The organism is Streptomyces marokkonensis, from assembly GCF_008312835.1.
Taxonomy (GTDB): domain Bacteria; phylum Actinomycetota; class Actinomycetes; order Streptomycetales; family Streptomycetaceae; genus Streptomyces; species Streptomyces marokkonensis_A.
Genome location: NZ_VSKS01000013.1, coordinates 117250 through 133570, shown reverse-complemented (window position 1 = coordinate 133570; position 16321 = coordinate 117250). Strand labels below are relative to the sequence as shown.

Below are 16321 nucleotides of genomic sequence, written 5' to 3'. Positions count from 1 at the left end.
CGTCAGCGGGTCCGGGTCGCCGCAGGGGTCACGGCCGGTGGTGGGTGTCCGGGCCGGAGCCGTCCGGCCGCGGCGGCGGGACGACGCCCGCGGTGGGCGGGGTGGACGGCACCGGCGGGATCGGGGCGCCCCGGCCTCCGGGTGCGGTGGCCTGCCGGGGGGCCGAGGGCCGGGCCGCGCCGCGCAGGGCGTAGGACAGCGCGGCCAGGATCGCGGCCGTGATCAGCGCGGCGGCCCAGTCCGGCAGGACCAGGGCGAGCGCGAGGCCCACGGCCAGCGAGACCGCCGCGCCCGCGTAGAGGGCGGCGGTGCCGGACGCGGCGTACAGGGCGGCCTTGCGGCGCTGCCCCCGCGCCTGTTCGCGCAGTTCGTCACGTACGGTTTCGCGGGCCACCTGTGCCAGTTCGTCGGCCAGGTGCTTGTCCAGATGCTCCAAGTGCTCCAAGCGCTGCATGACGCACCGGGTACCCGCGGCCCGGGGCGCGTAACGCCCGCGGGCGCGGGGCGTGGTGAGCGGCGGGGGGACCGGCCGGGGGCGGGCCCTTCGTTACGGCCGCCCCCAACTAGGCTCCTCCCCATGGAGATTCTGGGTGCCACACTGCGCGTCTGCGTCGACGACATCGAGACCGCCATCCCCTTCTACGAGCGGCTGGCGGGCGGCAGAGCCCTCCGGTTCGAACGGGCCGGCGTCGAGGTCGCCGCGGTGGGCTGCTTCCTGCTGATGAGCGGTCCCGCGGCGGAGCTGGACGTGCTGCGCAAGGTCGCGGCGACCATCGCGGTGCAGGACGTCGACGAGGCCCGCCGGGTCCTCGCGGAGATGGGCGCCGACATCATCGCGGGCCCGGTCCCCACCCCGGTGGGCCGCAACCTCATCGCACGGCACCCGGACGGGGCGGTCTACGAGTACGCGGACCGCCGCGCCTGACACCCGCTCAGGGCGAGGGCCGCATCCGGAAGTCGTGGCGTTCCGGCAGGGGTTCGCCGGTGAGGGCGCTCCACGGCCGTCCGATCCCCGCTTCAACGGCCGGTCGTCATCTCCCTGGTGACGGCCCAGCGCTGGTGGTCGCGCCAGGCCCCGTCGACGAAGAGCATCTTCGGCGAGAAGCCCTCCAGGCGGAAACCGCAGGCGCGGGCGAGGGCGATGGACGCGGCGTTGCCGGGCTGGACGTTGATCTCCAGACGGTGCAGCCGCATCGGGCCGAAGGCGTACCGCACGACGAGGTCCAGGCCCTCGCGCATCAGCCCGCGCCCCGCCGCGTGCGCGAAGGCGCCGTAGCCCAGCGCACCGCACAGGAAGCCGCCCTCGACGATGTTGTTGATGTTGATGAACCCGGCGAGGGCGCCGTCCGCCTCCTTCTCGCAGACCAGGAACCCCGCCTTGGCGGGGTCCTCGATCAGCCGCCCCGCGTACGCGGCGTAGGCCGAGGCGCTGTCCGGCGGGAACAGCCAGGGGTGGTGCAGGTCCTTGCTCTCCCGGGCACGGGCGGTGAACTCGGCGCCGTCCGCGTGGGTGAAGTGACGCAGGCCCACGCGGGCGCCCTCGGCGAGATAGCGGGAAGCGGTGTGCGGCACCCCGCCACCCTACGACGGTCAGGCGAGTGCCGGTTCGTCCAGCGTCAGCGTGCCCGCGTCCGCGTCGAGTTCGGCGGCGACGCCGAACGGGACGGTGAGCGCGTCGTCGCAGTGCCCGAACCCGAACTGCTCGGCCACCGGTACCCCGAGGCCGCCGAGCCGGTCGGCGAGCAGCGCCCGCACCCCGTCGTACGGCTCGCACTGCGCCCAGGAACCGAGGAGCAGCCCGGCGACCCCGTCCAGCCAGCCGGCCCGCAGCAGCTGGGTGAGGTAGCGGTCGAGCCGGTACGTCTCCTCGCCCACGTCCTCCAGGCACAGCAGTCCGCCCCGCGCGGAGGGCCTGGCGTGCGGGGTGCCGAGATCGGCGGCGAGCAGGGAGAGACAGCCCCCCAGGGTGACGCCGCGGGCCCGGCCGGGGACGAGCGCGGTGCCGTCGGAGGCGATGGTGCGGACGGTGTCGGGAGCGAGGAGGGTGGCCCGGAGATGGTCCTGTGCCCGCGCGCTCTTCACGAAGTCGAGGCCCGCGGCCATCGGCCCGTGCAGGGTGACCAGTCCGAGCCGGACGGCGAACGCCTCGTGCAGGGAGGTGATGTCGCTGAACCCGACGAACACCTTGGGCCCGGCCGCCCGCATCGCCTCCCAGTCGAGCGCGTCGACGATGCGCTGCACGCCGTAGCCGCCGCGGGCGCAGATCACCGCGTCGACGTCCGGGTCGCACCACGCGGACTGCAGATCGGCGGCCCGGTCGGCGTCGGTGCCGGCCAGGTAGCCGAACCGTCCGTGCCGGTCGAGGACGTGGGGGGCCGCCACCGGATCGAGGTCCCAGCCGCGCAGTACGTCGAGCCCGGCCCGGAGCCGCTCCTCGGGCACCGGGCCGCTGGGCGCGACGACGGCCACCCGGGCGCCGGGGGAGAGCCGGCGCGGCCGCCGCAGCGGTTCGGCCCGGCTCACGCGCCCAGCTCCAGGGTCGGGACGCCGGGCACCCTCAGCCCGAACACCTGGGCGTACAGGGACATCTCCGCCTCCAGGGCGCGCACCATCGTCTCCGCCCGCCGGAAGCCGTGCCCCTCGCCCTCGAAGGTGAGGTAGGCGTGCGGCACGCCCCGGCCGGCCAGCCGGGCCAGGAACCGTTCGCACTGGACGGGCGGGCAGATCGGGTCGTCCAGTCCCTGGAGCATCAGGAAGGGCACCGAGAGCCGGTCGGCGTGTTCGACGGGCGAGCGCCGCACGTACCGGTCGGGGACCTCGGCGCGCGGGCCGATCAGGCTCTCCAGGTACTGGGACTCGAAGTCGTGGGTCTCCCCCGTGCCCCAGCCGGTGAGGTCGAGCACCGGGTAGATGATCGTGCCGCAGGCGTAGACGTCGGTCGTGGTCAGCGAGGCGGCGGTGGTCCACCCGCCGGCGCTGCCGCCGCGGACGGCGAGCCGGTCGCGGTCGGCGGTGCCCTCGTCGGCGAGGGCCAGCGCGACCGCCGCGCAGTCCTCGACGTCGACCACGCCCCACTGTCCGCGCAGCCGGTTGCGGTACTCGCGCCCGTATCCGGTCGAGCCGCCGTAGTTGACCTCGGCGACGCCGATGCCGCGCGAGGTGAAGTACGCGATCTCCAGGTCGAGCACGAGCGGCGCCCGGCCGGTGGGGCCGCCGTGCGCCCAGATCACGTACGGGGGACGCTCGTCCGCGGGGCCGGCGTACTCCGGGTGGTGCGGCGGGAAGACCTGGGCGTGGATCTCGCGGCCGTCGGGCCCGGTGAACGTGCGGACCTGGGGCCGCGGGTAGTGGGCGGGGTCCACGGCGTCCTCGTGCGCGGCGCCGATCACGCGCGCCCTGCCCGTCCTGGTGTCCAGCTCCACCACCTCGTGGGCGCTGCGCGGGCCGGCCCCGATGGCGACGACCCGCTCGCCGTGGGCCGCCACGGAGGGCGCGAACTCGGTCCAGGGACCGACGGCGTCGACGACCTCACCGGTCTCCGGGTCGAGTACGCCGAGCCGGGGGGCGCCCCGGCCGTGCACGACGGCGATCAGCCCGCTGTCCAGCGGGGCGAACCAGCGGTGCCCGAGCTTCCACAGCGGTCCGCCGAACTCCTCCTCGCGGGGGCAGACCGGCTCCCCGTCCCGGTAGAGGTTCCACCAGCCGGTGCGGTCGCTCGAGTACAGCAGCCGGCCGTCGTGGGTCCAGCCGGCCTGGGCGACCGACTCCTCGGGGCCGCCGGCCACCGTGCGGGCGTCGCGCAGGGTGCCGTCGTCGGCGACCTCGGCGGTCACCAGTTCGGTGCCGTCCCACGGCATGCGCGGATGGTCCCAGCCGAGCCAGGCGGCGCGCCGCCCGTCGGGCGAGAGGCGCGGCCCGGTGACGAACCGGTGCCGTCCGTCGCTCAGTTCCCGCACGGCGTCCCGGTCGTCGGCGGCGGTGCCGTCCAGCGGTACGGCGGCCAGGACCCGGCGTACGTCGCTGGGGCCGTCGCCGGTGAACTCCTCAAGGACGCACCACACCTCGCCGCGTTCGGGCAGCAGCACCGGGTCCGCCCAGCGCAGCCCCTGCCCGACCGGCGACACCGGGGTGAGCGGGCGCGGCTCGCCGCCCGGCTCCCAGAGGTACAGGCGCTGGTCCGCGAAGTGCGCGAACACCACGAGCGGGCCGCCGCGGCGCACCGTGCCGGCCCAGGGCCGGCCGCCGTACTCGATGACGCGGGTCCGCACGTTCCACGGCGCGGGCAGGACGGACTCCTCCGTGCCGTCGGCGTGCCGGCGCACCAGCGTGCGCCGGCCGGCCTCGGTGGGCCGGGGCTCGGTCCACCACACCTCGTCGCCGACGAAGTCCGCGAACTCGGGGCTGCCGTCGTGGGCCGCGGCCGTGGCCGCGTCGATGGGCGAGGGCCACTCGCCGTGGGCCAGGGTCTGCACTGTCTCCCTCACTCCGCTCAGGCCGAACGCAGGAACCGGTCGAGGACCCGGACACCGAAGTGGAGCGCCTCGACCGGGACGCGCTCGTCGACGCCGTGGAAGAGGGCCTGGTAGTCGAAGCCCTCCGGCAGCTTCAGCGGCGCGAAGCCGTATCCGGTGATGCCGAGCCGGGAGAACTGCTTGGCGTCCGTGCCGCCGGACATGCAGTACGGCACGACGTGCCCCTCGGGTGCGAACTCCTCCACGGCGGCCCGCATCCGGGCGAACGTCGGCGAGTCCACCGGCGCCTGCAGGGCCACCTCGTGGTGCTCGAACTCCCAGTCGACGTCCGGCCCGGTGAGCCGGTCCATCGTCGCGCGGAACTCGTCCTCGGCGCCCGACAGGTACCGGCCGTCGACGCGCGCCACGGCCTCCCCGGGGATCACGTTGATCTTGTACCCGGCGTCCAGCATGGTCGGATTGGCACTGTTGCGGACGGTCGCCTCGACGAGCTTGCCCGCCGTACCGAGCTTCTCCAGCAGGGCGTCCACGTCGGACAGGTCCGTCCCGATGCCGTACACGGCGGCGAGTTCGGTGAGCGCGGCCCGCACCGTGGGGGTGAGCCGCAGCGGCCACTCGTGCTCACCGATGCGGGTGATGGCGGCGGCGAGGCGGGTCACCGCGTTCTCCCGGTTGACCTTGGAGCCGTGCCCGGCCCGGCCGCGCGCGGTGAGCTTCAGCCAGGCGGTGCCGCGCTCGCCTGCGGCGATCGGGTAGAGCTGCCGGCCGTCGCCGTCGTGGAAGGTGAACGCGCCCGACTCGCTGACGCCCTCGGTGCAGCCCTCGAAGAGGTGGGCGTGCCGGTCGGCGAGGAATCCGGAGCCGTCCTCGGCGCTGGCCTCCTCGTCGGCGGTGAACGCGACGACGATGTCGCGGCGGGGCCGCACGCCCTGCCGGGCCCAGGCGCGCACCACGGCCAGGATCATCGCGTCCATGTTCTTCATGTCGACGGCGCCGCGCCCCCAGACGACCCCGTCGCGGACCTCCCCGGAGAAGGGGTGCACGCTCCAGTCGGCGGCCTCGGCCGGCACGACGTCGAGGTGCCCGTGGACCAGCAGCGCGTCGGCCGACGGGTCGGTGCCCTCCAGGCGCGCGACGACGTTGGTCCGGCCGGGGGTGCGCTCGAGGAGGACCGGCTCCAGGCCCGCCTCGGCGAGCCGCGCGGCGGCGTACTCGGCGGCGGGCCGCTCCTGGCAGTCGCCCCCGCCCCTGTTGGTCGTGTCGATCCTGATCAGGTCGGACGTGAACGTCACGACCTCGTCCAGGGCCTGCTCGTCAGCCATACTGCTCCTCCACCGCGGCCGAGGCGATCGTGGTGACCGCCTTGAAGGTGCGGATGCCGTCGTACATGGTCCCGCTGGTGTAGGCGACCTTGCGCTCACCGGCCCGGGTCACACCCGGCACGACGGTGGCGGCCATCGCCAGGTGCTCGGCGTCGAACTCCACCGCGACGGTGAAGGGCCCGCCGTCGACCGGCTCGCGGCGCCCGGCCAGCGCCGTCGCCTGCTTGGCCGCCGCGCGGATGTCGGCGGCCGTCCTGGCCGGTGTGCGGCACACGGCCGCGTACCGGGACACATGGTCCTTGACGGCGACCTTCAGCGCCCCGGGCGCGTAACCGAGGGCGTCCTCGCAGGCCACGTCGTCGCCGGTGACCAGGACCACCGGCACCCCGTACTCGGCGGCCACGTGCGCGTTGAGCAGTCCTTCGCTCGCCCGTACGTCGTTGACCCACACCCCGGTGATGGAGTTGGCGAGGAAGGTGTGCGCGAGGACGCCCTCCATGCCGGCGCCGGCGTGGTAGCCGACGAACGCGATGCCGTCGACGTCGCCGTGCTGCACACCCTCGACCATGGAGAGGGACTTGTGCCGGCCGGTGAGCATCCGGGCCCGCTCGTCCAGCCGCTCCAGGAGCAGGTTGCGCATGGTCCAGTGGGCCTCGTTGATCAGCACCTCGTCGGCGCCGCCGTCGAAGAAGCCCTGCACGGCCGCGTTGACGTCCGAGGTGAACAGGGACCGGCACCGCTCCCACTGGGGAGTCCCCGGCAGCACGTCGGCCGGCCAGGTGACACCGGTGGCGCCCTCCATGTCGGCGCTGATGAGGATCTTCATGGTGCCTCACGTTACGCGCCGGCCGGGGGCCCGCCCCACGAGGGGTGGGAGGAGGGCCCTTTGCTCACCGGAGCGCGCCGCGTCCGTCGCGGGGGCCCCGCCCCTCTCCCCGGGCGAGAGCGCGCGGCTCCGCCCCCGGCAGCGCCGGGGCCTTGGTCTCACCGGCCGCCCGCCCGGCGTGCCGACGGCGCCAGTAGGGATTGTCGTGGGGCAGCCGGCTGGAGACGCGGCCGTACATGCCGAACGTCGCGATGAGCAGACCCATGACGTAGCTGAAGATCACGTTGGTCATCCCGAAGTCCAGGATGTTGGCGGGGCGGTCCAGGACGAAGGTGTGGGCGAAGCCGCTCAGTACGAACAGCCCGCCGATCGTCATGTTGAGGGCCGACGCGAAGTTGCCGCCGATGACGGCGCCGACGAGCAGCGCGCATCCCACGACGGCGGAGATGACACTGAGGGTCACGTTGGTGGTCATGCCGGCGATCGTGTCGCCGGACGTGTCGAAGGGGCTGAGGGCGTCGGCGAAGCCGAGGCCCGCGAAGGTCAGCAGGACCAGGCCGCAGAAGGCGGCTCCGTAGCGGTACACGGTCGCCAGGTGGTGGTCGACCGGAAGTTCCTCTCGCAGCTTCATGTCACCGTTTCGCCCGGGAAAGTCCCCTTGGATGCGCATCGGGGTCGTTTTGGAGGCGGACCGGGGTCGTTCCCCGCACCGGGCGTCCGTTCCGGGCCGGAGCGGGTCGCCGGCGTACGGCCGCCGGCATGCCGACGGCGCCGCCCGTGCTTACGGTGAGACGGGACGAACGCCGCACGGAACAGGAGCCGTCGCATGCCGGTCACCGCGAGCCCGCTGCACGGAAGGACCGCCGTCGTCACCGGAGCGGCGCGCGGCCTGGGAGCGGCGATGGCCCGGGAGCTGTCCGCCCGCGGGGCGAGGGTGGCGCTGCTCGGGCGGGAGGAGCGGACGCTGAAGCGGGTCGAGGACACCCTGCCGGGCGCCTGCGGCTGCTGGGAGGTCGATGTCACGGACGACCGGGGCCTGGCCCGGGCCGCCGCGGACATCCGCGCGCGGCTCGGTCCTCCCTCCGTCGTCGTCGCCAACGCGGGTGTCGCCGAGGGCGGGCCGTTCGCCGAGTCCGATCCCGCGGTGTGGCGGCGGGTGATCGAGGTCAACCTCATCGGCAGTGCCGCCACGGCCCGGACGTTCATCGGCGACCTGCTCGACACGTCCGGCTACTTCCTCCAGGTCGCGTCGCTCGCCTCCCTCGGTGCGGCGCCCATGATGAGCGCGTACTGCGCGTCCAAGGCGGGGGTCGAGTCGTTCGCCCACGCGCTGCGGGCCGAGATGGCCCACCGGCGCGTGGGCGTGGGCATCGCCTACATCAACTGGACCGACACCGACATGGTCCGCGACGCGGACGAGTTCGCGGTGCTCCGTGAGCTGCGCGGCCACATGCCGCCGCCGGCGCGCAAGGTGTACCCCGTCGAGTACGTCGCGGGCCGCCTGGTCGCCGCGATCGAGCGGCGCCGCCCGTCGGTCTACGTGCCCGGCTGGCTGCGGTCGGCCCAGCTCGTGCGCGCCGCCCTGCCCCCGGTGGTGACGCTGCTGTCGCGACGCGAACTGCCGCGGCTGGCCGCCGCCGAGCCGTTCGAGGCCACGGGGCTCCTGGGCGCCGGCGGCCGGGCCGACCAGGACGCCTCCCGGTCCCCTCGCGGTTAGGGCCTCGTCCGCCCGCCTGCGCGGACCACCGCGACCGGGTAGGGGCGGCCGGGGAGCGCCGGTGGTGAGCGCGTTCGGGTGACGGGTGCATCCATCGGGCCGGCGGCCGGTGAAGTGGCTGTGTGGGGCGGTCGCACCGCCCGACGCCTTCGGCAGGAGACGCTCATGCACGCTACGGCGATCGATACGGCTCCCGCGGCCGGCACGTGGCCGCGGAGCGACCGCGACGCGCCGGGTGCCCGGGAGACCGAGCACGGCGACCCGCTGCTGTGGCACACGATCGGGCTGGAGACCATGGCGTCGCTGCTCGTCGTGTCCCTGCGCCGTCAGGGGAGCCACTTCTTCGCGGCTCGGTGCCAGTGGCCCCGCCTGCACCCGCTCAACGAGCGGACGGCCACCGTGAGACACCATCCGCTGATCATGGCGGAGTCCACCCGTCAGCTCGCCACGGCCCTGGAACACACGTACCTGCCCGGGGCCGGGACCGCACCGTTCGAGCCCGTCTCGGTCAGCATGGGGACGCCTCCGCGGACGCAGCCGGCGGAGAGCGGCAGCGCGACCGAGGTGGCCGTCCGGGTCGGCGTGAGCGACCTCGTACGACGGGAGGGCGGGGCGCTCGTCGCCTACCGCGTCACGGCCGAGTACCTGCACGCCGGTGCTCCCTTCGGCTCGTGCACGATGCGGTTCGCCCGTAGGGCGCAGTCCGCCCCGGCCGGCGAGCACCCGGCGGTCCCGCCCGCACTGCTGCACCCCGCCGCGGCGGCGGTCGGTGCCGCCGCGGAGCACGACGTCCTCGTGGCACGGGCGCCGCAGGGGCGTCTGGTGGTCGTTCCGCGGGACCCGGCACACCCCGTCCTCCTGCCGGGGCGCCCGTCCCGCCTGCCCACCCTGGCGCTCCTGGAGGCCGGGCGGCAGGCGGCCCTGCTGAACTGCGGGAGGACGGCGGGCGCCGTGGCCGGACTCGGCATCGACCTGCGGGCACCGGTACCGGCCCGCGGTGCCCGGCTGGAGGTGGCGGCGGACCCGGGCGGCTTCCGCTTCCTCGTCATGGTGGCCGGCCGCGTCGGCGCGACGGGCACGGTCGCCCTGCCGCGCTCATGATGTGACGCAAGAGGGAAGTCGTGACGGACGCAGAAGCCGTGACGGACACATGGGAGGAACAGTCGTGGCGGTCGAGGACGGACAGCGGGACGGAGAGCGGCTGCACTGCCTGGTCACCGGGGCGTCCGGGTACGTCGGCGGACGTCTGGTGCCGGAACTGCTACGGGCCGGGCACCGGGTCCGCTGCCTGGCCCGCTCCCCCGGCAAGCTCCGCGACCACCCCTGGGCCCCGGACGTCGAGACCGTCCGCGGTGACGTCACGGACGCCGCGTCCCTCGCCGGGGCCATGCGCGGGGTGGACGTCGCCTACTACCTGGTGCACGCCCTCACCACCGGCCCCGGTTTCGAGGAGACGGACCGTCGCGCCGCCCGGATCTTCGCCGAGCAGGCGCACGCCGCCGGCGTACGGCGGATCGTCTACCTGGGCGGGCTCACCCCGGAGGGGGTGCCCGAGCACTCCCTCTCCCCGCACCTGCGCTCCAGGGCGGAGGTGGGGCGCATCTTCCTCGACTCCCCGGTCCCGGCCACGGTGCTGCGGGCGGCGGTCGTCATCGGCTCGGGATCGGCGTCGTTCGAGATGCTGCGCTACCTCACCGAGCGCCTGCCCGTGATGGTGACCCCCAGCTGGGTGCAGACGCGGACCCAGCCGATCGCGGTCCGCGACGTGCTGCGCTACCTCGCCGGCTCGGCCACCATGCCGCCCGACGTCGACCGGGCCTTCGACATCGGCGGACCGGACGTCCTCACCTACGAGGAGATGATGCGCCGTTACGCCGAGGTCGCCGGACTGCGGCGACGGCTCATCGTCCGGGTGCCGGTCCTCACCCCGCGGCTCTCGAGCCACTGGGTGGGCCTGGTCACCCCGGTGCCCGCCGCCATCGCCCGTCCGCTGACCGAGTCGCTGCGCCACGAGGTCGTCTGCCGGGAACACGACATCGCCCGCCACGTGCCCGACCCCCCGGGCTGCCCGCTGCCCTTCGACGAGGCGCTGACCCTGGCGCTGCGCAAGGTCCGGGACGCCCAGGTGGACACCCGCTGGTCGTCCGCGGCCGTGCCCGGCGCGCCCAGCGACCCGCTGCCCACCGACCCCGACTGGGCCGGCGGCAGCCTCTACCGGGACGAACGGTCCCTGCCGGTCGACGCCTCCCCCGCGGCGCTGTGGAAGGTCATCGAGGGCATCGGCGGCGACAACGGCTGGTACTCCTTCCCGCTCGCCTGGGCGGTCCGGGGATGGCTGGACCGGTTCGTCGGCGGGGTCGGCCTGCGCCGCGGCCGGCGTGACGCGGCCCACCTGCGGGTCGGTGACTCCCTGGACTTCTGGCGCGTCGAGGAGATCGAGCCGGGCCGGCTGCTGCGGCTGCGCGCCGAGATGCGTTTGCCCGGACTCGCCTGGCTGGAGATGTGCGCCGAGACGGACCCCGCCGGCCGGACCCGCTACCGCCAGCGCGCCCTGTTCCATCCGCGCGGCCTCCTGGGCCACGCCTACTGGTGGAGCGTCTCGCCGTTCCACGCCGTCGTCTTCGGCGGTATGGCCCGCAACATCGCGCGGGCCGCCGCCCGGGGCGCGGGCGCGCGCGGACGAGCGGCACGCACGGGCCGCACCCGGCCCGCCCGCCCCGCGCACCGGTCACGTCCCTGACCGGCCGGTGCCGCACCGCCTCACCCACCAGGAGCGACGACATGACCCGCGCGGTCGTCCTGTTCACCTCGGATCTGCGCCTGCACGACCATCCGCCGCTGCGCGCCGCGCTCGCGGCCGCCGAGGAGGTGGTGCCGCTCTTCGTCCGCGATCCCGCCGTGCACGCGGCGGGCTTCGACGCCCCCAACCGCAGCGCCTTCCTCGCCGACTGCCTGGCGGATCTGGACGCCTCGCTGCGCCGCCGCGGCGGCCGGCTGGTCCTGCGCAGTGGCCCGGTCGCGCGGGAGGTCGGCGCGGTCGCGGCCGAGTCCGGCGCCACGGAGGTCCACATGGCCGCGGCGGTCACGGGTTACGGCCACCGGAGGGAGGAACGGCTGCGCGAGGGCCTCGGCGCCGACGGCGTGGCCCTCCACGTGCACGACACCGTGATCACCGCCGTCGCGCCCGGACGGGTGACGCCGTCCGGCGCCGACCACTACGCGGTGTTCACGCCCTACTTCCGCCGCTGGTCCGCCGAGCGGCTGCGGGAGGTGTGCCCGGCGCCGCGCACCGTGCCCGTGCCGGACGGGGTGCGCGGTGAGCCGCTCCCGTCCCGCCCGGCCCCCTCCCTCCTCTCACCCGGCCTCCCCGAGGGAGGCGAGAAGGCGGGCCGGGAGCGGTTCGCGAGGTGGGCACGGTCGGGGATGCCCGCCTACGAGGACCGGCACGACGACCTGGCCGGCGACGCGACGTCACGGCTGTCGCCGTTCCTGCACTTCGGTGCCCTGTCCGCGTCGGAACTCGTGCAGCGGGCGCGCGCGGGGGGCGGTCCGGGCGCAGAGGCGTTCGTGCGGCAGCTGTGCTGGCGGGACTTCCACCACCAGGTGCTGGCGGCGCGTCCCGAGGCGTCCTCACGGGACTACCGCACCCGGCACGACCGGTGGCGGACCGAGGAGGAGGCCGCCGGGGACATCGCGGCCTGGCGGGAGGGCCGTACCGGCTATCCGGTCGTCGACGCGGCGATGCGCCAGCTCCGCCACGAGGGCTGGATGCACAACCGGGCGCGTCTGCTGACGGCGAGCTTCCTGACCAAGACGCTCTACGTGGACTGGCGGATCGGCGCCCGGCACTTCCTCGGCCTCCTGGTCGACGGCGACATCGTCAACAACCAGCTCAACTGGCAGTGGGTGGCCGGCACCGGCACGGACACCCGCCCGCACCGCGTCCTCAACCCCGTCGTCCAGGGACGGCGCTTCGACCCGCGGGGGACCTACGTACGCCGCTGGGTGCCCGAACTGCGCGACGTGGAGGACCGTTTCGTGCACGAGCCCTGGCGGCTGCCGGAGGACCGGCGCGCCCGCCTCGGCTACCCCGCACCGGTGATCGACCTGTCCGACGGGCTGGCACGCTTCACACACGCCCGCGGCCGCGACTGAGAGGGGACGAGTCGTGCACTGGCTCTTCGGGGACCAGCTCGGCCCTCACTTCCTCACCCCCGGCGAGGGCGGGCCGGGCCGCGGCACACCACTGCTCATGATCGAGGCCCGTTCGGTGTTCCGCCGCAGGCGCTTCCACCGGGCCAAGGCCCACCTGGTCCTCTCCGCCATGCGCCACCGGGCGGCCGAGCTGGGCGACCGGGTGACCTACGTGCGGGCCGACACCTACCGGGAGGGGCTCGCACGGGCCGCGGGCGACCGCCCGGTCACCGTCCACCACCCGACCTCGTACGCCGCCGCACGGCTGGTGCGCTCACTGCCCCAGGTCACCGTCGGTCCCGCCCGGGGGTTCCTGGTGCCGGTGGACGACTTCGCGGCCTGGGCCGGCGGGCGGGGCGGCGAGCGGCTGAGGCAGGAGGACTTCTACCGGTGGGTGCGGCGCACCCACGACCTGCTGATGGACGGCGACGCCCCGGCCGGTGACCGGTGGAACCTCGACCACGACAACCGCCGGCCCCCGCCGCGCGAAGCCTCCACCCTCCCGGTGCCCGCGCCGTACCGGCCGCGGGAGGACGAGATCGACGACGAGGTCCGTCACGACCTGGACCGCTGGGCGGAGGACGGCGACGTGTCCTTCGTGGGGCGGGACGCACCGCGCGCGTTCCCGGCGGACCGCGCCGAGGCCCGGGCGGCGCTCAAGCGCTTCCTCACCCACCGGCTCACCACCTTCGGCCCCTACGAGGACGCCGTGCTCGCCGCCGACCCGGTGATGAGTCACAGTCTGTTGTCGTCCTCCCTCAACCTCGGCCTGCTCGACCCGGCCGAGTGCGTCGAGCGTGCGGAGGCGGAGTGGCGCGCCGGCCGGGCGCCCCTCAACAGCGTCGAGGGGTTCGTCCGGCAGATCGCCGGCTGGCGCGAGTACGTGTGGCAGCTGTACTGGTACTTCGGCGAGGACTACCGGCGCTCCAACGTCCTGCGCCACACCGCCCCGCTGCCCGGCTGGTGGAACGAGCTGGACGCGGACGCGGTGCAGGCACGCTGCCTGCGCACGGTGCTGGCCCAGGTGCGGGACACGGGCTGGACCCATCACATCCCCCGGCTGATGATCCTCGGCAGCCACGCGCTCCAGCGGGGCTGGGACCCCGCCGCGGTCACGGACTGGTTCCACCGCTGCTTCGTGGACGGATACGACTGGGTCATGGTGCCCAACGTCGTCGGCATGTCCCAGTACGCCGACGGCGGCCGGATGACGACCAAGCCCTACACGTCGGGCGGCGCCTACGTGCACCGCATGAGCGACCTGTGCGGGCCGTGCCGCTACCGGCCGGGCGACCGGACCGGGGAGCACGCCTGCCCCTACACCGCCGGCTACTGGAGCTTCCTCGACCGGCACCGCGAACGGCTGGGCCACAACCACCGCACCGCCCGGCCGGTACGCGGGCTGGAGCGGCTCGGCGATCTCGGCGAGCTGCGCCGCCAGGAGCGCGCCCGGGGTGACGCACCGCCGTGACAGGGCCGGCTCACCCGGCGCGCCGTTCCACCACGGGCGTCCCGTCCGGGGCGGTGCGCAGCAGTTCGGCGTCGGCTTCCAGCGCGTCGGCGACGGCCCGCACGACTCGGCCCGGGTCGCCTCCCGGCGGCATCGGCGGGGCCGTGCCCGCGACGGAGCGGCCGGCGAAGCCGGTGTCCAGGTGTCCGGGGCTGACCTCCAGCACCCGGACGCCCCCGGTCCGTGCCTCGCGGCGCACCGCGGCGAGCCAGGCGCTCAGCGCCGCCTTGGAGGCGCTGTAGTCGGCCATCCCCGGCTGCGGGCGCCGCGCGACCACGCCGGTGAACGCGGCGATCACGGAGCCGGGCCCCATGACGGTGAGCGCGGCCCGGAAGAACGCGGCGGGCGCGAGGAAGTTGACCGCCGCCAGGTGCTCCCCCACTTCGTCCCCGACCTCCGCCGCCCGCCCGAAGCCCACCGAGCCGAACGCCGTCACCACCGCGTCCAGCCCGCCCAGCAGCGTGTTCGCCTCGTGGACGGAGCGGGCACAGGACGCGGGGTCGTACGCGTCGAACAGGACGGCCGGTGCACCCGGGTAGTCCTGGACGGCTCGGGCGAGGCGCGCCGGATCGCGTCCCGCGAGCGCCGGCCGTGCCCCGCGTGCGGCCAGTTCGGCGGTGAGGGCACCGCCGAGGACTCCGGTGGCGCCGGCCACCAGTACGCGTGCGCCGTCGAGATCCATCGTCCGCTCCTTCTCCCGGAGACAGGCCACCGGCCCCGCTCCTCCTCGTCCGTTTCGGTGCGCCGGTCTCCGGTGGACGCACCGTGCCCGGCCCGGCCGGCCGTCAGCCGGACACCGCGTCGGCGAGCAGTTCACGGGCGGCGCGGGTGCCCGAGGCCAGCGCGCCCTGCACGCTGCCGGTCGCCCGGTGGTCCCCGCAGACGTACCTGCCCGCGGCGAGACGCGTGGTGCGGCTCAGCGGCCACGGCGGCGTCATGGCGGGCAGGGCTCCCTCGACGGTGTACGCGGCGACCTGCCGCCAGGCGGCGGTGTCGGTGCCGTACAGCTCGGCCAGGCGCCGCAGCACCGCCCCGCCCGCCCCGGGCCGGTCAGCGCCCAGCACGGACGTGGAGATCAGCGCGGTGCCCGGCGGCGCGTAGGTGGATGCGACCTCGGTGAGCACACAGGTGTTCAGCAGGGCGCCGGAACCGTCGACCACCAGCGTGGGCTCGGTCAGCGGCGGGCGCCGCGCGGCGTGGTAGTAGGTGGTGACCGTCCGGGTCTGCGGAACGGCGAGGCCCGGCAGCAGGCGCGCCGCGGCGGCCGCGTCCGTCGCCACCACGACCGACGCGGCCGGCAGTTCCCGGCCGTCCGTCAGCAGCACTCCCGAGTCGGTGACCGCGTCCACGGGCGTCTCAAGGCGCAGGACGCCGTCGGGCAGACCGGCCGCCAGCTGGGCGGGCACGGCGCCCACGCCGTCGGCGGGCAGGCAGAGCGTTCCCCTGACCATGCTGCGCCAGACCAGGTGGAAGAAGCGGGCGGAGGTCTCCAGGCGGTCTTCCAGGAACACTCCGGACAGGAAGGGCCGCAGGATGCGGGTGACCGTCGCGGCCGACACCCCGGCGCGCTCGAGGGCGGTGGCGGTGGAGCAGTCCGGACGGCGCTTGAGGAGGCCGGCGGGCAGCAGGGCGTCCCGCGCGGTGAGCGCGGCCAGGGCGGCGAGGTCCCGGGCCGGGAGGACCCGGCCGGGGAGCAGGGCGCCCGCGGCGTGCGGCCGCCTGGTGGGGTCGGCGAGGCGGACGGGCCCCGTCGGCGTGTGCGCGATCAGGCCCGGGGTGAAGGGCCTCAGCCGTAGGCTCCGCAGGTCGAGACGCCGTTTGACCTGCGGGTAGGAGGTGTTGAAGACCTGGAAGCCCCGGTCCAGCAGGAAACCCTCCCGCCGGTCGGTCCTCATCCGGCCGCCCACGCCGTCGGAGGCCTCGAGCAGGGCCACCCGCCGCCCGGCGCGGCACAGGTCCAGGGCGCAGGCGAGGCCGGCGAGACCCGCCCCGACGACGATGGTGTCCGGGGCGCCGCGGTGGTGGTGACTGGTCATGGTCCTCTTCCTTCGTCGCCGGCCGGCGCGCCCCCGTCGACTTGTAGGGTCCCCGCGCGGACTTCTCGTCCTTCCCGTCGCCGGCTCGTCGCGCCCCGGCCGAGGGGTTCGGGCCCCGGGCGGGCATCCGGTCCGTCGCGTCTCCCGTGGGTCGCCCGGCACCGGGTGCGTCGTTCGTGTTGCGTCGTTTCCGGTGGCGGACCGGGCGCGCCCGCCCCCGTGTGCTCCGCCCGGTGATGGGGCC

At 75.2% G+C, this 16321-nt stretch carries 15 protein-coding genes; 6 read left to right on the top strand and 9 right to left on the bottom strand.

Annotation, left to right across the window (positions count from 1 at the left end; genetic code table 11):
- Positions 1-28 precede the first annotated feature (28 nt).
- The gene (locus F1615_RS22660; RefSeq protein ID WP_149550882.1) at positions 29-454 is read right to left on the bottom strand and encodes a phage holin family protein; all 426 of its coding nucleotides are present in this window, start codon (positions 452-454) and stop codon (positions 29-31) included.
- Between the two features lie 123 nt (positions 455-577).
- On the opposite strand from F1615_RS22660, the gene F1615_RS22655 reads away from it, so the two are divergent.
- A complete protein-coding gene (locus F1615_RS22655) occupies positions 578-925 on the top strand; it encodes a VOC family protein (RefSeq protein WP_149550881.1) in 348 nt (115 codons plus the stop codon).
- 92 nt (positions 926-1017) lie between these two features.
- Here the strand turns inward: F1615_RS22655 and F1615_RS22650 are convergent, their stop codons facing one another.
- From F1615_RS22650 to F1615_RS22625, 6 genes are all read right to left on the bottom strand, one after another.
- Positions 1018-1572, bottom strand: coding sequence for a GNAT family N-acetyltransferase (locus tag F1615_RS22650; protein WP_149550880.1), 555 nt, complete (start codon positions 1570-1572; stop codon positions 1018-1020).
- An 18-nt stretch (positions 1573-1590) separates the two neighbouring features.
- Positions 1591-2523, bottom strand: coding sequence for a S66 peptidase family protein (locus tag F1615_RS22645; protein ID WP_149550879.1), 933 nt, complete (start codon positions 2521-2523; stop codon positions 1591-1593).
- Complete coding sequence (locus F1615_RS22640; protein ID WP_149550878.1) at positions 2520-4472, bottom strand: S9 family peptidase; 1953 nt, start codon at positions 4470-4472, stop codon at positions 2520-2522. The genes F1615_RS22645 and F1615_RS22640 overlap by 4 nt, the downstream gene beginning before the upstream one ends.
- A gap of 17 nt (positions 4473-4489) precedes the next feature.
- Complete coding sequence (locus F1615_RS22635) at positions 4490-5794, bottom strand: M20/M25/M40 family metallo-hydrolase (RefSeq protein WP_149550877.1); 1305 nt, start codon at positions 5792-5794, stop codon at positions 4490-4492.
- On the bottom strand, positions 5787-6620 hold the full coding sequence (locus tag F1615_RS22630) for a M55 family metallopeptidase (RefSeq protein WP_149550876.1): 834 nt from the start codon (positions 6618-6620) through the stop codon (positions 5787-5789). The genes F1615_RS22635 and F1615_RS22630 overlap by 8 nt, the downstream gene beginning before the upstream one ends.
- Before the next feature lie 64 nt (positions 6621-6684).
- The gene (locus tag F1615_RS22625) at positions 6685-7251 is read right to left on the bottom strand and encodes a DUF4383 domain-containing protein (RefSeq protein ID WP_149550875.1); all 567 of its coding nucleotides are present in this window, start codon (positions 7249-7251) and stop codon (positions 6685-6687) included.
- A 195-nt stretch (positions 7252-7446) separates the two neighbouring features.
- On the opposite strand from F1615_RS22625, the gene F1615_RS22620 reads away from it, so the two are divergent.
- From F1615_RS22620 to F1615_RS22600, 5 genes are all read left to right on the top strand, one after another.
- A complete protein-coding gene (locus tag F1615_RS22620) occupies positions 7447-8337 on the top strand; it encodes an SDR family oxidoreductase (RefSeq protein WP_149550874.1) in 891 nt (296 codons plus the stop codon).
- A 165-nt stretch (positions 8338-8502) separates the two neighbouring features.
- Positions 8503-9438 (top strand): AfsA-related hotdog domain-containing protein, encoded by a 936-nt coding sequence (locus F1615_RS22615; RefSeq protein ID WP_149550873.1) that lies wholly within the window; start codon positions 8503-8505, stop codon positions 9436-9438.
- Between the two features lie 49 nt (positions 9439-9487).
- Positions 9488-11077: an SDR family oxidoreductase gene (locus F1615_RS22610; protein WP_149550872.1), complete on the top strand. Its 1590-nt coding sequence runs from the start codon at positions 9488-9490 to the stop codon at positions 11075-11077.
- A 41-nt stretch (positions 11078-11118) separates the two neighbouring features.
- The gene (locus F1615_RS22605) at positions 11119-12492 is read left to right on the top strand and encodes a cryptochrome/photolyase family protein (protein WP_149550871.1); all 1374 of its coding nucleotides are present in this window, start codon (positions 11119-11121) and stop codon (positions 12490-12492) included.
- 13 nt (positions 12493-12505) lie between these two features.
- Positions 12506-14002, top strand: a complete 1497-nt coding sequence (locus tag F1615_RS22600) for a cryptochrome/photolyase family protein (protein WP_149550870.1) — start codon at positions 12506-12508, stop codon at positions 14000-14002.
- Between the two features lie 10 nt (positions 14003-14012).
- Here F1615_RS22600 and F1615_RS22595 read toward each other — a convergent pair whose 3' ends face one another.
- Positions 14013-14723: an SDR family NAD(P)-dependent oxidoreductase gene (locus F1615_RS22595; RefSeq protein WP_149550869.1), complete on the bottom strand. Its 711-nt coding sequence runs from the start codon at positions 14721-14723 to the stop codon at positions 14013-14015.
- A 103-nt stretch (positions 14724-14826) separates the two neighbouring features.
- On the bottom strand, positions 14827-16077 hold the full coding sequence (locus F1615_RS22590; RefSeq protein WP_149550868.1) for an NAD(P)/FAD-dependent oxidoreductase: 1251 nt from the start codon (positions 16075-16077) through the stop codon (positions 14827-14829).
- Positions 16078-16321: the final 244 nt, after the last annotated feature.